The organism is Azospirillum sp. SYSU D00513 (genome assembly GCF_017356015.1).
Taxonomy (GTDB): Bacteria; Pseudomonadota; Alphaproteobacteria; order Azospirillales; family Azospirillaceae; genus Azospirillum.
This window is the reverse complement of the sequence record NZ_JAFIQV010000026.1, coordinates 21,973-37,540: the sequence shown is the minus strand read 5'-3', so window position 1 is coordinate 37,540 and position 15,568 is coordinate 21,973. Positions and strand designations below refer to the sequence as shown.

Here is a 15,568-nt window from a genome sequence, read left to right as displayed (position 1 = left end):
GCGGGGTGACTGAACCAAATCGAATTTAGGTCTCTTAGGGATCCAGCGCCCTCAGAACTCGTGGCGGTTCCTACAGCGATTCCGGCCCAAGGGCAAGCGTGACAGCAGCGGGGGCAGCAATGCGCGGCCCGATTCAACCGAAGTGTTATCGGGAACCGCCGAAAGGCTGGCGGAAAATTCCGGACCGAGCCATATCATTGGAAAATCGCCAAACGCCGCGCCCCGGTTCCGGGGCGGGCCTGGGTCATGGGAGACCGTTCATGCACCGCGTCCTGTCCGCAGCAGTTCTGTTCTCGGCCATGGCGGCCGCCGCGCCGGCGGGCGTCTTCGCCCAGACCGTGACGGACTACGAGGTGGCGCTCGACGCGGCATCGGTCGCCGACGCGCCGGCCCCGGTGGCCGCCGCCCAATGCCGGACGCTCTTCAACTACGTCTATCTCTCGATCCCGGAGGAGAGCCGCACGGCCTTCGCCCTGCCGTTCTACAGCGTGTCCGCCTCCTCCAGCGCCGAAGCCGAGCGCAAGCGCGCGGTCTGCCAGGAGGCGCGCGAGCTGCCGGTGATCCGCTTCAACACCGGCAGCAACGAGGAGATCGTGACGCCGCCGCTGCCGCCGGGCGACGATTCGATCAGCCCGTCGGTCAGCGCGCAGCAGTAAGCCGGACCGCCCCCCGTCAGGGCGCCACGCCGTAGCGGGTGAGCCGGCGCGCCATCTCGGCGGCGGCCAGCGGATAGGCGGTTCCGTCCCGCGCGTTCAGCATGGCGCGGGGCGGGATCGCGGCGGCGCGCGCCTGCACCTGCATGGCGCAGCGCATCGACAGGCCGGCGCGCCAGACCAGTGCTGTCACCGCCCTGGCGTCGCCCGAGTCCAGGATCGCATCGACCAGCGCCGGCCGCACCGCGGCGCGCAAGGACAGGGCGGCGCGCACGAAGCCGCGCTCGTTCCAGGACAGGGCGTCGCCCAGCGCATTTTCGTCCAGCCGGCCGTCCCGGTGCAGCCGCATGGCGCGCCGCTCGGGCGCCTCGCCGGGCAGCCGCTCCTCGATCCAGTCCACGCGCCGCCGGGTGACGGCGGCGATCTCCGCCACCGTCGCCGCGTCGAAATCGGGACGGGAGCGCAGCACCTCCACCACCGATTCGTCCACGAAGGCCGCCAGCCGCACGGCGAGCCGGCGGGGCAGGGCGGGGCGGCGGGCCAGCTTGCCCTGCCAGTCGCGCCGCGCCGCCGCTTCCTCCACCAGCCGCTCCAGATCGTCCTCGTGGATGAGGGCGCCGTCGTTGTCGAGCAGCGCGCCGCTCGCCTCGGGCGCGCCGGCCTCCAGGATGGCGGTGGAGACGGGGGCACTGACCGTCCGCCGCCGCGCGATGGCCGCCAGCGCCCAGTCGGCCGGCTGGGCGGCGATGAGCGCCAGCAGATCCTCGTCGGTGAGGGTGGCGCAGCAGTGCAGGACCGGTTCGGCCACGCAGCGCTCCACGTCGCGGGCGAGCCGGCGCACGACCGTGGGCGGCGCGCAGGCGATGTCCTGGATCACGGTGGCCAGCGCCTCGCGCACGTGGGTGACGTGATCGCGGGCGAGCTGCTCCAGCGCGCGCAGGGCGACCGCGGTCGCCTTGTCGCGCCCGTCGGCGGGCAGGTCGGGTAGCAGCCGGCACAGCTTGCGCGCCAGCAGGGCCCGCACCCCGGCGTCGCCCATGCCCGAAAGGCGCGATTCGACCAGCGCGTCGCCCAGCCGGCGCCCGGCCTCCTTCGGCGCGGGCGGCGGGGATGCCGGTTCCTCGAAGAGATAGTCGAGCAGTTCCGGTTCCACCCCCTCGGCTTTCGGCGGGGAATGAGCCGGCGGGGAGTGGACGTGCGAGCGGACGTGCGGAAGCGCCGGCGCGGAGGTATCCGCGCGCGCCTTGAAGCCGGACTGGTCGGGCGGGGCCGTAGGCCGCGGCCGCGCCGGGGAGTTCCCGGACGTCACCGCGCCACGCGTCCCGAAGGAAAGCCGTGCATGAAGCCATCGAAGCGCGGCACGGTTAACGGGTCCCTAATTCATGCGGGGTCGCCGGGCGCGAGGACAAAAAAAAGGCCGCAGCTCGTAAAAGCGCGGCCTTCAAGTCTAGGGAGGAAACGCACTGCAAAAGCAGTAACGGAGACAAATGTACGATCCAGGCGCCACGCCCGCCAGCGCCATTCCGGCAACGGTGCAGTGCATCATCTGCATGGCGACGCCGGATAATTAACTGAATACAGGTTAATGAACGACCTGCTTCGCCCAAGGAAGAGGCAGAAAAGAAGCGGAACGTTGCCCGGACGGATCATTGACGGACCATCAAAAGCCGTCGTGAACCATCTGTGCCGCAACGAACCAATCAAACAGCCATGAACCGAAATCCAGTTAACGGCGGAATGGGGGTGGTATGGCGGCTCTGGTCAGCAGATCTCAGGGCCGGTTCCGGCACCGCGCACCGCCATCGACCGATGGTGCGCCAGGGTGGCGGTGAGGCGGAGCAGCCAAGGGTCCTGCGCAGCGGCGAGCGGGGACAGGATACGGCGCCGCCGTGCGGCGCCCAGCCGGGCCTCCGCGGCGAGGCGCCCGTGAAGGTCACGTGCCGCCGTGCGGGCCAGCGCGTCGGCCACCTTCCGTCCGCCGAGACGCCCGCAGCGCCGCGCGCCGGCGGGGGCCGGCCCGTCGTAGCGCAGGTCGATGTCGGACGGGTATGTGGAAGGGGCGCGGGTCATGACGCCGAGACTATTCCCGGTGCGCCCACTCGTCAAGGAAAACTATCCTAGGACTTCAAGGACGATTACTGGCTCGCCCAGATGATGCGGGCCATCCAGGCAAGCTCGGCGCGGGGGATGCTGCGGTCGGGGTGGGCGCGGTTGATGGAGATCAGCTCGACCCGTGTCGCCGTGTCGCGGGCGAGCTGCTTGGCCATCACCTCGCCGGATTTGGTCCGCACCACCACCCGGTCGCCGCGCCGGATCTGGGCGGCGGGGGAGAGAATGATGGTGTCGCCATCCCGGTAGACGGGGTCCATGCTGTCGCCCGACACCTCCAGCGCGTAGGCGTGCGGATCGCCCAGGCTGGGGAAGAGCAGCTCGTCCCAGCCAGCACCCACGGGGAAGCCCGCGTCGTCGAAATAGCCGGCGTTGCCGGCCTGGGCATAGCCGATCACGGGAATGCGCTGGAAGGCGCCCGGACCGTTGGTCGAATCGCCGATCAGGCTGACGAATTCCGGCAGGGAGGCACCGGTCGCCTCCAGCACCTTGGCGATGCTTTCGGTCGAGGGCCAGCGCAGCTTCCCGTCGCCGGTCATGCGCTTGCTCTTGTTGAAGGTCGTCGGATCCAGCCCGGCCCGCCGCGCGAGGCCGGAGGCCGAGAGCCCGTTCTCCTCGGCGAGGCGGTCGATGGCCTGCCAGATGTCCGCATGTCTAAGCATGGGACCATATTCTCATATCGGTGCATGGCCGTCCCTAGGAACATTTTCACATACGCTTGCAAGCATACGGAAGAAGCAGGCTGTCTGACTCGTCCTGCAAGGCCGCATGCGGCTGGAGAACGCAGCGGTATGCCGGAAATGGGCAGGACTCCGGCGGGAGCATGCATAGGAACGTTGTCATAATCTCCTTGACCGCGTCCTCCAAATAGAACATAACGGGAACAAGTGCTCGACCGGCCCGTGTGGAGACGGCGCCGAGGCGCCGGAAAGACGAGTTTCCGCCGGCGGCATTCCCCGCAATTCTGTTCACGGAGGCACCGGACATGGACGGCAGCCGCGGCGTAGCCACGCCCAGCCTTTCACGCACTCCCGTTTCCCGCACTTCTGTTTCGGGTGCTCCCCGCGCCGAGGACGGCATTCCCTTCGACGACGCGGAGGAGGCCTGGTTCTGGTCGGTGCAGGCGCAGGACGCCAAGGCCGAGGGGGCGCGGGTCGTCGCCGGCCTCGGGCTGGTGCGGCGGCCCTGCGAGCCGGGGGACGTGCTGCGGGCGGTGGACGCGCTGCACCGGCGTCGGCTGCTGGCGCGCGACCACCTGCATGTGCTGGTCCAGTACGGGCGGCTCCGCATGGCGCCGGACGCGGCGCGCCGGCACGAGCAGCGCGCGCACCGGCTGTGGCGCGAGGCCTTCGACCGGCTGGTGCCCGTGCTGCGCGCCAAGGGGATCGTGCGATGAGCCGCCCGCCGGTGAACAGGCGCGCCGATGTGCCCGCCGCGCTGGTGGCCTTCAGCGGGGAGGCGGCGCTCTGGTGGCTGCGGCTGCTGCGGCCGGGTTTCCGCCACTGCTTCGTCGCGCTGAACGACGGCCGCCGCTGGATCGTCCTGGACCCGCTGGCGCCTTTCACCGAGGTCACCGTCCTCGACGTGCCGCCGGGCTACGACCTGCCGGGCTGGTTCCGCGCGCACGGGCTGACCGTCGCGCCCGCCGCCGTGCGGCGCGGGCTGACCCGGCCCGCGCCCTGGGCGCCCTTCACCTGCGTGGAGGCGGTCAAGCGCGTGCTCGGCCTGCATGCGCCGACCGTCCTCACACCCTGGCAGCTCTACCGGCACCTGACGCGCGCCGGGCCGGATCCGGACGCCATGCCCGCCGCCTCCGTGCCGGCCCTGCCTCGCCCCTTCCGACCGCAAGGATGATCCGCCGATGTCCAGCATCTTCTCGCCACCGAAGCCGCCGTCGCCACCCCCCGCACCTCCGCCCGCGCCGCCCGCGCCCCTGCCGCCCCCGCCACCACCACCTCCTCCGCCACCACCACCTCCTCCTCCTCCAGCGCCTCCGCCACCGCCGCCTTCCCCACCCCCACCACCGCCTCCACCCCCGCCACCGCCTCCCATCGCCTATGAGCCGCCCTGGTGGGTGACCAACCCGCCGCCGCCTCCATCCCCACCTCCGCCACCTCCGCCCCCGCCCGTAACGCCTCCGCCTCCACCACCGCCAAGCGCGCCGCCTCCCGCCACGCCGGCGGAGGAGGATCCGGCGATGGCGGCGGAGGACACGGTCCGGCGGCGCACCCGCGGCCGGACGGGGACGGTGCGGACTTCCTGGCGCGGGGTGCTCGACCCCAACGCGCTGCTGCCCGCGCGCAAAAGCCTTCTGGGAGAATGACCCCATGGTCACGCCGAACAGGACCAAGCCGAACGCGGCCGCCCCGCCCGCCATGGAGCCGGGCTCCGCCGGTCCCACCCGCGCAGCACCGGCGGACGGGCTGACGCCCACGGCGCTGCTGGACCGCTACCGGGCCGCGCGGGAACGGCGCGGCGTTTGGGAGTCGCACTGGCAGGAATGCTACGACCATGCCCTGCCGAACGCGCAGGCCTTCCGGGGCGCCGGCACGCCGGGCGAGCGCCGGGGCGACCGGCTGTTCGACGGCACCGCACCCGACGCCGTCGAACAGCTCGCCGCGAGCCTGCTCGCACAGCTCACCCCTCCCTGGTCGCGCTGGTTCGGCTTCCAGCCCGGCCCGGCCCTGTCGGACGAGGAGCGCGACCGGGTGGCCCCGATGCTCGACCGAGCGGCCGGCATCGTCCAGGCGCATTTCGACCGCTCCAACTTCGCGGTGGAGATCCACCAGGCCTTCCTCGACCTCGTCGCGGTGGGCACCGCCTGCCTGCTGATGGAGGAGGCCGCACCCGGCGCCCCCTCCAGCCTGCGCTTCACCGCCGTGCCCCTGGCCGAGGCGGTGCTGGAAGAGGGGCCGGAGGGGCGGCTCGACGGCACCTTCCGGCGCAGCGAGGCGACGCTCGCCCAGATCGAGCGGCGCTTTCCCGGCGCGGAGATCCCCGACGCTCTGCGCCGCCACGCCGAATCGGCACCGGACAGCCGCTTTCCCCTGGTGGAGGCGGTTCTGCCGGAGGGGATCGGCTACCGCTGGGCGGTGGTGCTGGACAGCGGCCTGGCCGAGCCGGGCTGGCTCGCCCGCGGCCGCTTCCACCAGTCGCCCTTCATCAGCTTCCGCTGGCTGAAGGCGCCGGGGGAGGCCTATGGCCGGTCCCCGGTGATGAAGGCGCTGCCGGACATCAAGACGGCCAACAAGGTGGTGGAACTCGTCCTGAAGAACGCGTCGGTCGCCGTCACCGGCATCTGGCAGGCCGACGACGACGGGGTGATCAACCCCGCCACCATCCGGCTGGTGCCGGGGACGATCATCCCCAAGGCGGTCGGCTCGGCCGGGCTGACGCCGCTCGCCAACCCCGGCCGGTTCGACGTGTCGCAGCTCGTGCTCGACGACCTGCGGGCGCGCATCCGCCACGCGCTGCTGGTGGACCGGCTCGCCCCCTTGCACGAGGCGCGCATGACCGCGACCGAGGTGCTGGAGCGGTCGGGCGAAATGGCGCGGCTGCTCGGCGCCACCTACGGGCGGCTCCAGGCGGAGATGCTGACGCCGCTGCTGATGCGGGCGGTGTCGATCCTGCGGCGGCGCGGGGAGATCCCCGACTTCGCCGTGGACGGCCGGCTGGTCGAGCTTCAGCACCGCTCGCCCCTGGCCCAGGCGCAGGCGCAACGCGACGTTCAGGCGACGCTGCAATGGCTCGACACCGCGCAGAGGCTCGGGCCGGAGGCGCTCGCCACGGTGGACGCGGCGGCGACCGCGCGCTGGCTGGGCGAGGCCTTCGGCGTTCCGGCCAAGCTGGTCCGCGCCGAACCGCTCCCGCCGGAGATGCCCGCGCCGGAGATGCCGCCCCCGGACCTTCCGCCGGAGGAGGCCGCCCATGGCTGAGCCCGCCGGCTGGGATTGGCTGGACGGCGTCTCCGCCTCCGCTTCCGAAGGGGCGGCGCCCGCGGGCGACCTCGCCCCGGCCTTCGCCCGCTGCTTCGCCGGGGCGGACGGGGCGGCGGTGCTGCGCGCGCTGAAGGCGATGACGCTCGACCGCGCGCTCGGCCCCGAGGCCCCGGAGCCGGCTCTGCGCCACCTGGAAGGCCAGCGCCAGCTCGTCGCCCTGATCCTCGCGCTGGTCGCGCGGGGCGGCGGCCGCTGACCCGCCTCTTCGGATCCTCCAACCCGAAAACCCCATCAGCAAGGAGTTCTTTTCATGGCCGAGAACCTGCTCACCGCGTCCCTCGCGGCGCCGGAAACCCCGCCCGCCGCCCCGGCCGTCACCTCCTCCGCCGGGGCCGACGCCATGCCGCCGATCCCTGAGAAGTTCCGCGACCCGGAAACCGGCGCGCTGCGCGTCGAGGCGCTGCTGAAGTCCTACCTGGAGCTGGAGCGCCGGCTGTCGGCGCCCCCGGCGGCGCCGGACCTCGACCGCGCCGGCCTGCTGAAGGCGCTTGGCGTGCCCGACGCGCCGGAGGGCTACGGCATCGCCTGCGACCATGGCCTGTTCGAGCCCGACGCCGACATCAACCGCCGCCTGCACGGCGCCGGCTTCTCGCCGGAGCAGGCCCAGCTCGTCTACGACCTCGCGGCGGAACGGCTGGTGCCGCTGGTCCAGGAGCTGGCCGCCGAGTTCCAGGCCGAGCGCGAGGTGGAGCGGCTGGTCGCCCATTTCGGCGGCGAGGAGACCTGGCGGGAGATCTCGCGCCAGCTCCTGTCCTGGGGCGGCCGGAATCTGCCGCCCGCCGCGCTGGCCGGCCTCGCCACCACCTACGAAGGGGTGATGGCGCTGCACCGCATGATGACCGGCGCCGAACCCTCCGCCCTGGCCCGGCCGCCCGGACCGTCGGCCGGGGACGGCGACGCGGAGCTGCAGGCGCTGATGCGTGACCCCCGCTACTGGCGCGACCGCGACCCCGCCATCGTCGCCCGCGTCACGGAGGGCTTCCAGAGGCTCTATCCCGGCCAGGGGTGACGTCCCCGCGAAGGGCCGGCGAGCCGTGGCCCGGCGCCGGCCACCTCCGGGCGTGCCCGCGCCCGGGGTTCGCGGGCCGGGTGCCCGGCGCTGCCGGCCGGACAACTAGCTGTGGCGCCGCGCGGAAAGCGATGTCAGTATCACGAACAAACCTTCGCATCCCGGATGTGGGCAAGCTCGTGGCTGACGTGACCGCGCATCGCCTGGAGAGGGACCCGGACAGGGCAGGGATGGGCGGCCGGGCGGGCAGGCCCCTCCCGATCCTTCCCCCCTCATGACCCTGCGCCGCAAGATCCGCTGGCTGACCTGGATCGGCCTGATCGGCTGCCTGATGGCGGCCGTCCCGGCGCTCTATCTTCTGCGCCATGGGCTGATGGAGGAGCGCGGACGGCTGGCGGCCAATCTCGCCGATTCGGCGCGCGAGGTGCTGACCGACCTCCAGGCCAAGGTGGAGACGGGGGCGTTGACCCCCGGCGCGGCGCGGGCGCTCGCCCAGGAAACCCTGCGGGCCTTCGGCGGCGAACCCTTCCACATCACCGTCTTCACCGGCCGCATCCCGAACCTGGAGGAGCTGGCGGCCGGGCATCTGATCGTCAGCAGCGTGACCTTCGAGCCCTGGGGCTGGACCATCGTCGCCGCCGGCAGCACGCACGACCTGGACCAGGACTTCCGGGTGGCGGCCTTCGCCTTCGCGCTGTTCATCGGCGTGCTGATGGCCTTGAGCTGGCCGCTCGCCCGCTATCTTTCCGCCAACGTGGTCGGGCCGATCGAGGCGCTGTCGGCGCGCATGGCGCGGCTTACCGAGGGGCAGACCGACATCGACATCCCCGGCCGCGACCGCCGGGACGAGTTCGGCGCCATGGCCCGTTCCATGGAGTATTTCCGCCGCGCCGCCGAGGCGCTGATCCAGCGCGACGAGCGCGTCTTCGGCATCATGAACGGCATCGGCGAGCCCATCCTCCTCGTGGACGCGGACGGCATGGTCGAGGAGCACAACCGCGCCGCCGTCGCGCTGTTCGGCCTGCCCGAGGCGGGCTTGCGCGCCGTGCGCTTCCCCGACCTCTTCGCCGAGTCCGACCGCGACACGGTCGAGGCCCTGCTGGAAGGGCAGCGCGGCGGCACGGGCGGGCCGGAGCGCGTCGAGGGGCTGGCGGTGGAACGCGCGGCCGGCCGGGTCGAGGTGTCGCTGACCCTGTCGTCGCTGGCCATCGCCGGGCGGCGCAGCACCGTCTGCATGCTGGCGGACATGACCGAGCGGCTGCGGCACGAGCGGGAGCTGCTGCGGCTGGCGACCCGCGACCGGTTGACCGGGCTGCCCAACCTCGCGCTCATCGAATCCACGCTGGAAACGGCGCTCGACCGCCGGCGCCGCGACGGGCGGCGGCTCGCCGTGCTGTGCCTGGACCTGTCGCGCTTCAAGCTGATCACCGACACGCTGGGCTACAGCGCCGGCGACGCGCTGCTGGTCGAGGTGGCCGCGCGCATCATGCGCGAGGTCGGCGCCGCCGACCGGGTGGGCCGCATCGGCACCAACGACTTCGCCATCGTGCTGGAAGAGATCGGCGAGCCGCAGGAGGCCGCGGCCTTCGCCGACCGGGTCATCGCCTCCTTCGACGCGCCGGTGCGGCTGGCCGATTCGGAGCATTACGTCCGGCCCTCCGCCGGGATCGCGCTCTTCCCCGACCATGCCGGAACGGTGCCGGAGCTGATCCGCGCCGCCGACGCCGCACTCTACGCCGCCAAGCGGCAGGGCGGGCGGCGGCACGCCTTCTTCCGCAAGGAAATGACGGAGCAGGCGCGCCGGCACCTGGCGCTCGACCGCGACCTGCGCGCGGCACTGGCCGAGGGGCAGTTCCGCCTGCATTACCAGCCCAAGGTCTCGCTGCTGGACGGCACGCTCCAGGGCTTCGAGGCGCTGCTGCGCTGGGAGCGGCCGGGGCTCGGCATGGTGTCGCCCGGCGAGTTCATTCCCGTCGCCGAGGAGACCGGCTTCATCGTGCCGCTCGGCGACTGGGTCCTGGCCGAGGCCTGCCGGCAGCAGCGGGCCTGGGCGCTGGAGGGGCTGGACCCCGTGCCGGTCGCCGTCAACATCTCGCCCCGGCACCTGCGCCACCGCTCGGCGGAGGATTTCCGGCGCATCATCGCCGATCACAGCCTGCCCCCGCACCTGATCGAGCTGGAGATCACCGAAGGGGCGGTCATCCAGGACATCGAACACGCCATGGCGGTGCTGGGTGCCCTTCAGGCCATGGGGATCCGCGTGGCCGTGGACGATTTCGGCACGGGCCATTCGTCGCTGGGCTATCTGAAGAGCCTGCCGGTGACGACGCTGAAGATCGACCGCTCCTTCGTCAGCGGCGTGCCGAACGGCCGCAAGGACGCGGCGATCGTCACCACCATCCTCACCATGGCCGAGATGCTGGGGCTGGAGGTCGTGGCCGAGGGGGTGGAAACCCTGGAGCAGGCGGATTTCCTGCGCGGCCTGAACTGCACGCTGGCCCAGGGCTGGCTGACCGGCCGTCCCGGCGAGGCCGCCCGCGCGGCCGAGCTGCTGGTCCAGCGGGAACGCCTCCAGAGCCGGGCCGGGGAACGCTTCCTCGAAAGCGTGGGCGTGCCGGGCTGAGGCCGGCCCCGCGGCGCCGCCGGCCTTGTATCACGGCATCTCACAGGCAGGGCAGCAGGGCGGCGAACCAGGGAAAGCCATGGAGCGACTGACGGACGGCCTGCAGCCGGCCGGCGGGCCGTCCCGCGCCGGGCAGGCCGCTCCCGGGCCGCCTGCCGGCGTGCAGCGAACGTTCGAACCGCTCGCCCATGATGTTGTTCACCAGAACCAGCACATAGAAGACGGCGAACGCCGCCGCGAAGACCGCTGTCGCGACCGCCGCCGTCCCTGCGAGCGTTTGCATGTCACCCTCCGGATTTGTTCCATCATTCGATGGTAGGGCAGACGATCTGGATTGCGAACCGTTCGGTGGTGGTGTTCCGGAGAAATTTAGCGACTTGCCCGGTGTGGAATAGCCTATCCTTCCGGGGCGCCACCGACGCTCGCGGCGTTGACGGTCGAGAGGAATATTTTCTTGACAGAATGGGCGCGATGTCCTAGGGTTGGTCTTGTCAACGCCTGGGGTGCGTCTCCGCTCCTCCCCTCGAACCCCGGGCGTTGACGCCCCTCAGATCCTCCCAATGCCTGTCCCGAAAAGGGCCGGCCGGACAACCGAAAGGCCCGGCCGGCCCTTTTCTTTTCGCGCTCCGCCCGCGGCCGGGCGCGCCGATGCCACACCCTCGGCGCGCCCGACAACCGGGTGGCGGACTGCACCCGCCGGACGGGATCCGCAAGGAACGCGAAAGGAAAATCGTCTTATGTCAACGAGCGTCACCCAGGCCTTCGTCAAGCAATTTGAACGCGAGGTCCACGAATCCTACCAGCGCATCGGCTCCAAGCTGCGCAACACGGTGCGCAGCAAGGGCAACGTGCAGGGCGCCTCCACCGTCTTCCAGCGGGTCGGCAAGGGTTCCGCCGGCACCAAGGCCCGCCACGGCGAGGTGCCGGTCATGAACATCGAGCACTCCCCCGCGGAATGCATCCTCTACGACTTCTACGCCGGCGACTGGGTCGACCGGCTGGACGAGCTGAAGACCAACATCGACGAGCGGCAGGTCATCGCCAACGCCGGCGCCTACGCGCTCGGCCGCAAGACCGACGAGCTGCTGATCGAGGAGATGGACAAGTCCACCAACTTCGCGGGCACGGGCGCCGACGGGCTGACCAAGGCCAAGATCCTGGAAGCCTTCGAGATGCTGGGCGAGGCCGACGTGCCCGACGACGGGCAGCGCTACGCCGTCGTCGGCTGGAAGCAGTGGAGCCAGCTGCTGGGCATCCTGGAATTCGCCAACTCCGACTATGTCGGGCCGGACGAGCTGCCCTGGCGCGGCACCCAGGCCAAGCGCTGGCTCGGCACCCTCTGGCTGCCTCATTCCGGGCTGACCGCCGCTGGCGGCGTGCGCTTGTGCCACTGGTACCACAAGACGGCGGTCGGCCACGCGGCGGGTGCCGACGTGAAGACCGACATCACCTGGCACGGCGACCGGGCCGCGCACTTCGTGAACAACATGATGAGCCAGGGCGCCTGCCTGATCGACCCGGCCGGCGTCGTCACGCTGCGCTGCCTCGAAGGCTGAGACCCGCCGGAGCCCCCCGGCTCCGGTGCATCTCTTCCCGATCCGACATCCTCCAGGGAGTTCTTCATGGCTTACGCAGCGAAGGACCTGAGCGTGCTCGCCTACGCGAACGGCTTCACGCTCTGGCACTACACCACCCCCGATCCGGCGTCGCAGGTGGACGACGCCGGCTATTTCAACGGCGCGTCCGACATGCTGCGCGCCGGCGACATGCTGCTCGCCAACACCGGCACGGGCGGCACGCCCGCCGCGGGCGTCTTCGTGGTCGCCGCCAACATGGGCGGCGTGGTGAACCTCGCCAACCTCACCGCCTTCGACGCGGCCAACAGCGACTGACCGCGCGGGCGAGCCCGTGCCACGGGGCGGAGGCGGTCGGCGCCTCCGCCCCTTTTCCATGTCCCGAGGATTCCCATCCATGGCACTCACCGCGATCGGGCTGTGCAGCCGGGCGCTGCTGAAGATCGGCGCGACGGCGATCACCGCCTTCGACGAGGGCTCCGCCGAGGCGGAGCTGGCCTCGGCGCTCTACGGGCCGGCGCGCGACGCGCTGCTGTCGGCCAACCCCTGGAGCTTCGCCACGCTCCAGGCCACGCTGCCGCGCCTGGCGGCGGGGCCGCTGGCCGACTACGCCCACGCCTACCAGCTTCCGTTGGATTTCCTGCGCGCTCTCGGCGCGGGCGGGGCCGGGCGGGGCCGGGGGCTGGAGTACCGGATCGCCGGGCGGACGCTCCAGGCCGACGGCGAGACGGTCGTGCTGACCTACATCGGCCGCCCGGCGGAGGAGGACTTCCCGCCCTTCTTCGACCAGGCGCTGATCGCCCGGCTGGCGGCCGAGTTCTGCATCCCGCTGACCGAGAACAGCAGCCGGGCCGAGGCGCTCCAGCGTCTCGCCGAGCAGGAGTTCCGGCGCGCCCGCATGATCGACGGCCAGCAGGACAGCCAGCCGGGCTTCACCGACTTCACCCTCATCGAGGCGAGGCGCCGATGACCCGCGTCACCCAGATCAAGACCAACTTCACGGCGGGGGAGATCTCGCGCCGGCTGCTCGGGCGCGGTGACCTGCGCGCCTACGACAATGGGGCGCTGGCCCTGCGCAATCTTTTCATTCACCCCACGGGCGGCGTCACCCGCCGTTCCGGCCTCGCCTTCGCCGACGCGGCGCGCGGGCCGGGCCGGCTCGTCGCCTTCGAGTTCAACACGGAGCAGACCTACCTGCTGGCCTTCTCCGAGGGCCGGATCGACGTCTATCTCGGCGACGGGCGGGTGGCGACGGTGGACGCTCCCTGGACCGCCGCGCAGTTGACGCAAGTCGCCTGGACGCAGAGCGCCGACACGCTGCTGGTCTGCCACCCGGACGTGCCCCCGCGCAAGCTGACCCGCGACGGCCCGGCGAGCTGGACGTTGACCGAATGGAGCTACGTGACGGAGGAGGACCTCGTCCGCATGCCCTTCCACCGCTTCGCGCCGCCCGAGGTGACCGTGAAGCCTTCGGCCACGAGCGGGGCGGTCACCGTCACCGCCTCGGCCCCGGTGTTCGACCCGCTGCTGGAGGGTTGCCGCATCCGCATCGGCGGGCGGCAGCTCCTCGTCACGGGTGTCGCCTCGGCCACGCAGCTCGCCGCCACCGTCAAGGAGACGCTGGCCGGCACGGCGGCCACGGTGAACTGGGACGAGCAGTCCTTCTCGCGCCTGCGTGGCTGGCCGGTGTCGGCGGCCTTCCATCAGGACCGGCTGGTGGTCGGCGGCTCGCGCGACCTGCCGAACCGGCTGTGGATGTCGCGCTCCGCCGATCTCTGGAACTTCGATCTCGGCACCGGCCGCGACGACGAGGCCATCGAGTTCGGCATCCTGTCCGACCAGGTGAACGCGATCCGCGGCCTCTTCTCGGGCCGGCACCTGCAGATCTTCACCTCGGGCGCCGAATACATGGTGACCGGCGATCCGCTGACGCCGCAGAGCATCCAGCTGAACCGGCAGACGCGCATCGGCTCCCCCGTGGACCGCAGCGTCCCGCCGCGCGACGTGGACGGCGCCACGCTCTTCGTGTCGCGCAACGGACGGGAGATCCGCGAGTTCGTCTACACCGACACGGAGGCCGCCTACCAGGCCAACGACCTGGCGCTGCTCGCCCGCCATCTGGTGGCGGGGGCCGCGCGACCAGGATTACGACCAGACCCGCCGGCTGCTCTTCGTCGTCATGGAGGACGGCGCGCTCGGCGCGCTCACCGTCTACCGGGCCGAGCAGGTGACCGCCTGGACCCGGCTGGAGACGGACGGGCTGGTGCGGTCGGTCGCGGTGGTCGGGGACGAGGTCTGGCTGCTGATCGACCGGGAGGGCCGCTGGACGATCGAACGCTTCGACGACGCCCTCAACCTCGACTCCGCGCTGGCCGGGGAAAGCGACACGCCCGCCGCCGTCTGGTCGGGGCTCGCCCATCTGGAGGGGCGCAGCCTCGCGGTCGTCGCCGACGGGGTGGTGCATCCCGCCGTGACCGTCCAGGCCGGCGCCGTCACCGTCGACCCGCCGGCCCGCCGGGTCGAGGCGGGGCTGCCCTACGCGCACCGGATCGAGCCCCTGCCGGCCAACCTGGTCGGGCAGGCGGCACCGGCCGGGACCGGTCCCCTGCGGCTCGTCGCCGTGGCCTTCCGGCTGGAGGAGACGGCGGCGTTGCGCGCCGATCTCGGGCGCGGGCTCCAGGATTTTCCCCTGCACCGGCTCGGCCCGCAGCCGCCGGGCGGTGTCCCGCCGCGCGTCTCCGGCGACCGCCGGCTGCGGGCGCTGGGCTGGCGGCGCGACATCGACCGCCCCCTGTGGCGCATCGAACAGGACGCGCCGCTGCCCTTCACGCTGCTCTCCGTCACCATGGAACTGAAGGCAAACGGCTGATGGCTGGAATCACCCCCTTCGTGACGGCGGCCCTGCCGCTCGCCACCTCCGTCGTCAACGCAACCTCCGCCCGGAGATCCGCCGCATCCGCCACATCCGCCGGTTCGGCTTCCGCCGCCGCGGCCGCGGAGGCGAACGAGCGGGAACTGGCGCTCCAGGCCGATTACGCCCGCCAGGAGCGCGAGCAGGAAGCCCGCCTGCGCCAGGAGGAGCAGGAACGCGCCTGGCGCCGCGAGGACGAGCTGCGCCGCCAGGAGGAGGCCCGGCGCCTCCAGCAGGCCGACCAGGAGCGGATCGCCGCCGAACAGGCCCGCGCCCGCGAGATGAACTGGCTCTCCGCCGGCCAGAACCAGACGGCGGCGCAGCTCCGCGCCGGGCAGGAGGCCGAGCTGCGCACCCGCGAGGCCGACGCGGGGAACCGCCTCGCCCAGGCCAGGGCGACGGCCGAGACCGACGAGCGGCGCCGCGTGGATGCGCTGCGCCGCGCCATGGGGCGCAGCCGCGCCAGCCTCGGCGCGCAGGGGGTGAGCAGCGCCGACGGATCGGGGGAGGCGATCCTGCTCGGGCTCGTCGGGGACAGCGCGGCGGAGCGGCGGGAGTCGCAGGACCTCGACCGCATCCGCCGCCAGGCCGTCCAGCAGGAGCTGGACGACCGCCGGCGCCTGAACCTGCTGGAGCAGGCGCAGCTCGCCGAACGGCAGAGGCTGGAGTTCCTGAGCCGGTTCTACTGAGG

At 72.1% G+C, this 15,568-nt stretch carries 18 protein-coding genes; 12 read left to right on the top strand and 6 right to left on the bottom strand.

The window, feature by feature from the left end:
- Nucleotides 1-260 precede the first annotated feature (260 nt).
- Nucleotides 261-656: a hypothetical protein gene (locus tag JUB11_RS19155; protein ID WP_207460175.1), complete on the top strand. Its 396-nt coding sequence runs from the start codon at nt 261-263 to the stop codon at nt 654-656.
- 16 nt (nt 657-672) lie between these two features.
- Here JUB11_RS19155 and JUB11_RS19150 read toward each other — a convergent pair whose 3' ends face one another.
- From JUB11_RS19150 to JUB11_RS19140, 3 genes are all read right to left on the bottom strand, one after another.
- On the bottom strand, nt 673-1,806 hold the full coding sequence (locus JUB11_RS19150) for a DUF2336 domain-containing protein (RefSeq protein WP_348771465.1): 1,134 nt from the start codon (nt 1,804-1,806) through the stop codon (nt 673-675).
- Nucleotides 1,807-2,414: 608 nt separating this feature from the next.
- Nucleotides 2,415-2,723: a hypothetical protein gene (locus JUB11_RS19145; RefSeq protein ID WP_207460174.1), complete on the bottom strand. Its 309-nt coding sequence runs from the start codon at nt 2,721-2,723 to the stop codon at nt 2,415-2,417.
- A 65-nt stretch (nt 2,724-2,788) separates the two neighbouring features.
- On the bottom strand, nt 2,789-3,424 hold the full coding sequence (locus JUB11_RS19140; protein ID WP_207460173.1) for a helix-turn-helix transcriptional regulator: 636 nt from the start codon (nt 3,422-3,424) through the stop codon (nt 2,789-2,791).
- Nucleotides 3,425-3,747: 323 nt separating this feature from the next.
- Here JUB11_RS19140 and JUB11_RS19135 point away from each other — a divergent pair, with 323 nt between their 5' ends.
- From JUB11_RS19135 to JUB11_RS19110, 6 genes are all read left to right on the top strand, one after another.
- Nucleotides 3,748-4,158, top strand: a complete 411-nt coding sequence (locus JUB11_RS19135; protein WP_247887165.1) for a hypothetical protein — start codon at nt 3,748-3,750, stop codon at nt 4,156-4,158.
- Entirely contained in the window at nt 4,155-4,616 is a 462-nt protein-coding gene (locus JUB11_RS19130) for a hypothetical protein (RefSeq protein ID WP_207460172.1), read from the top strand. The genes JUB11_RS19135 and JUB11_RS19130 overlap by 4 nt, the downstream gene beginning before the upstream one ends.
- Nucleotides 4,617-5,137: 521 nt before the next feature.
- Nucleotides 5,138-6,697: a portal protein gene (locus tag JUB11_RS19125; RefSeq protein ID WP_207460244.1), complete on the top strand. Its 1,560-nt coding sequence runs from the start codon at nt 5,138-5,140 to the stop codon at nt 6,695-6,697.
- Nucleotides 6,690-6,956 (top strand): hypothetical protein, encoded by a 267-nt coding sequence (locus tag JUB11_RS19120; protein WP_207460171.1) that lies wholly within the window; start codon nt 6,690-6,692, stop codon nt 6,954-6,956. The genes JUB11_RS19125 and JUB11_RS19120 overlap by 8 nt, the downstream gene beginning before the upstream one ends.
- 54 nt (nt 6,957-7,010) lie before the next feature.
- A complete protein-coding gene (locus JUB11_RS19115) occupies nt 7,011-7,769 on the top strand; it encodes a hypothetical protein (RefSeq protein WP_247887164.1) in 759 nt (252 codons plus the stop codon).
- Nucleotides 7,770-8,043: 274 nt separating this feature from the next.
- The gene (locus JUB11_RS19110; RefSeq protein ID WP_207460170.1) at nt 8,044-10,392 is read left to right on the top strand and encodes an EAL domain-containing protein; all 2,349 of its coding nucleotides are present in this window, start codon (nt 8,044-8,046) and stop codon (nt 10,390-10,392) included.
- 40 nt (nt 10,393-10,432) lie between these two features.
- Here JUB11_RS19110 and JUB11_RS19105 read toward each other — a convergent pair whose 3' ends face one another.
- Nucleotides 10,433-10,675: a hypothetical protein gene (locus JUB11_RS19105; RefSeq protein WP_207460169.1), complete on the bottom strand. Its 243-nt coding sequence runs from the start codon at nt 10,673-10,675 to the stop codon at nt 10,433-10,435.
- 454 nt (nt 10,676-11,129) lie between these two features.
- Here JUB11_RS19105 and JUB11_RS19100 point away from each other — a divergent pair, with 454 nt between their 5' ends.
- The 3 genes from JUB11_RS19100 (at nt 11,130) to JUB11_RS19090 (ending at nt 12,936) form a co-directional block, all read left to right on the top strand.
- A complete protein-coding gene (locus JUB11_RS19100) occupies nt 11,130-11,948 on the top strand; it encodes a phage capsid protein (RefSeq protein ID WP_207460168.1) in 819 nt (272 codons plus the stop codon).
- A 66-nt stretch (nt 11,949-12,014) separates the two neighbouring features.
- On the top strand, nt 12,015-12,284 hold the full coding sequence (locus JUB11_RS19095) for a hypothetical protein (protein ID WP_207460167.1): 270 nt from the start codon (nt 12,015-12,017) through the stop codon (nt 12,282-12,284).
- Between the two features lie 79 nt (nt 12,285-12,363).
- Nucleotides 12,364-12,936 carry a hypothetical protein gene (locus JUB11_RS19090; RefSeq protein WP_207460166.1) on the top strand — a complete coding sequence of 191 codons (573 nt, stop codon included), beginning with the start codon at nt 12,364-12,366 and terminating at the stop codon, nt 12,934-12,936.
- Nucleotides 12,937-13,363: 427 nt separating this feature from the next.
- Here JUB11_RS19090 and JUB11_RS33400 read toward each other — a convergent pair whose 3' ends face one another.
- Together JUB11_RS33400 and JUB11_RS33395 are read right to left on the bottom strand one after the other, a co-directional pair.
- Complete coding sequence (locus tag JUB11_RS33400) at nt 13,364-13,606, bottom strand: hypothetical protein (RefSeq protein ID WP_348771464.1); 243 nt, start codon at nt 13,604-13,606, stop codon at nt 13,364-13,366.
- Between the two features lie 63 nt (nt 13,607-13,669).
- Nucleotides 13,670-14,002, bottom strand: a complete 333-nt coding sequence (locus tag JUB11_RS33395) for a hypothetical protein (protein WP_348771463.1) — start codon at nt 14,000-14,002, stop codon at nt 13,670-13,672.
- 143 nt (nt 14,003-14,145) lie between these two features.
- Here JUB11_RS33395 and JUB11_RS33390 point away from each other — a divergent pair, with 143 nt between their 5' ends.
- Both JUB11_RS33390 and JUB11_RS19080 read left to right on the top strand, forming a co-directional pair.
- Nucleotides 14,146-14,835, top strand: coding sequence for a hypothetical protein (locus JUB11_RS33390; RefSeq protein WP_348771462.1), 690 nt, complete (start codon nt 14,146-14,148; stop codon nt 14,833-14,835).
- Nucleotides 14,835-15,566 carry a hypothetical protein gene (locus tag JUB11_RS19080; RefSeq protein WP_207460165.1) on the top strand — a complete coding sequence of 244 codons (732 nt, stop codon included), beginning with the start codon at nt 14,835-14,837 and terminating at the stop codon, nt 15,564-15,566. Before JUB11_RS33390 ends, JUB11_RS19080 begins: the two co-directional genes overlap by 1 nt.
- The last annotated feature ends 2 nt before the right edge of the window (nt 15,567-15,568 follow it).

Bases quoted from the DNA above. Each gene is read 5' to 3' on its own strand.
- JUB11_RS33390 (WP_348771462.1), top strand. From the start codon at position 14,146: ATGGAGGACGGCGCGCTCGGCGCGCTCACCGTCTACCGGGCCGAGCAG.
- JUB11_RS19155 (WP_207460175.1), top strand. From the start codon at position 261: ATGCACCGCGTCCTGTCCGCAGCAGTTCTGTTCTCGGCCATGGCGGCC.
- JUB11_RS19080 (WP_207460165.1), top strand. From the start codon at position 14,835: ATGGCTGGAATCACCCCCTTCGTGACGGCGGCCCTGCCGCTCGCCACC.
- JUB11_RS19115 (WP_247887164.1), top strand. From the start codon at position 7,011: ATGGCCGAGAACCTGCTCACCGCGTCCCTCGCGGCGCCGGAAACCCCG.
- JUB11_RS19100 (WP_207460168.1), top strand. From the start codon at position 11,130: ATGTCAACGAGCGTCACCCAGGCCTTCGTCAAGCAATTTGAACGCGAG.
- JUB11_RS19110 (WP_207460170.1), top strand. From the start codon at position 8,044: ATGACCCTGCGCCGCAAGATCCGCTGGCTGACCTGGATCGGCCTGATC.
- JUB11_RS19130 (WP_207460172.1), top strand. From the start codon at position 4,155: ATGAGCCGCCCGCCGGTGAACAGGCGCGCCGATGTGCCCGCCGCGCTG.
- JUB11_RS19105 (WP_207460169.1), bottom strand. From the start codon at position 10,675: ATGCAAACGCTCGCAGGGACGGCGGCGGTCGCGACAGCGGTCTTCGCG.
- JUB11_RS19095 (WP_207460167.1), top strand. From the start codon at position 12,015: ATGGCTTACGCAGCGAAGGACCTGAGCGTGCTCGCCTACGCGAACGGC.
- JUB11_RS19125 (WP_207460244.1), top strand. From the start codon at position 5,138: ATGGAGCCGGGCTCCGCCGGTCCCACCCGCGCAGCACCGGCGGACGGG.
- JUB11_RS19090 (WP_207460166.1), top strand. From the start codon at position 12,364: ATGGCACTCACCGCGATCGGGCTGTGCAGCCGGGCGCTGCTGAAGATC.
- JUB11_RS19145 (WP_207460174.1), bottom strand. From the start codon at position 2,723: ATGACCCGCGCCCCTTCCACATACCCGTCCGACATCGACCTGCGCTAC.
- JUB11_RS19140 (WP_207460173.1), bottom strand. From the start codon at position 3,424: ATGCTTAGACATGCGGACATCTGGCAGGCCATCGACCGCCTCGCCGAG.
- JUB11_RS19135 (WP_247887165.1), top strand. From the start codon at position 3,748: ATGGACGGCAGCCGCGGCGTAGCCACGCCCAGCCTTTCACGCACTCCC.
- JUB11_RS19120 (WP_207460171.1), top strand. From the start codon at position 6,690: ATGGCTGAGCCCGCCGGCTGGGATTGGCTGGACGGCGTCTCCGCCTCC.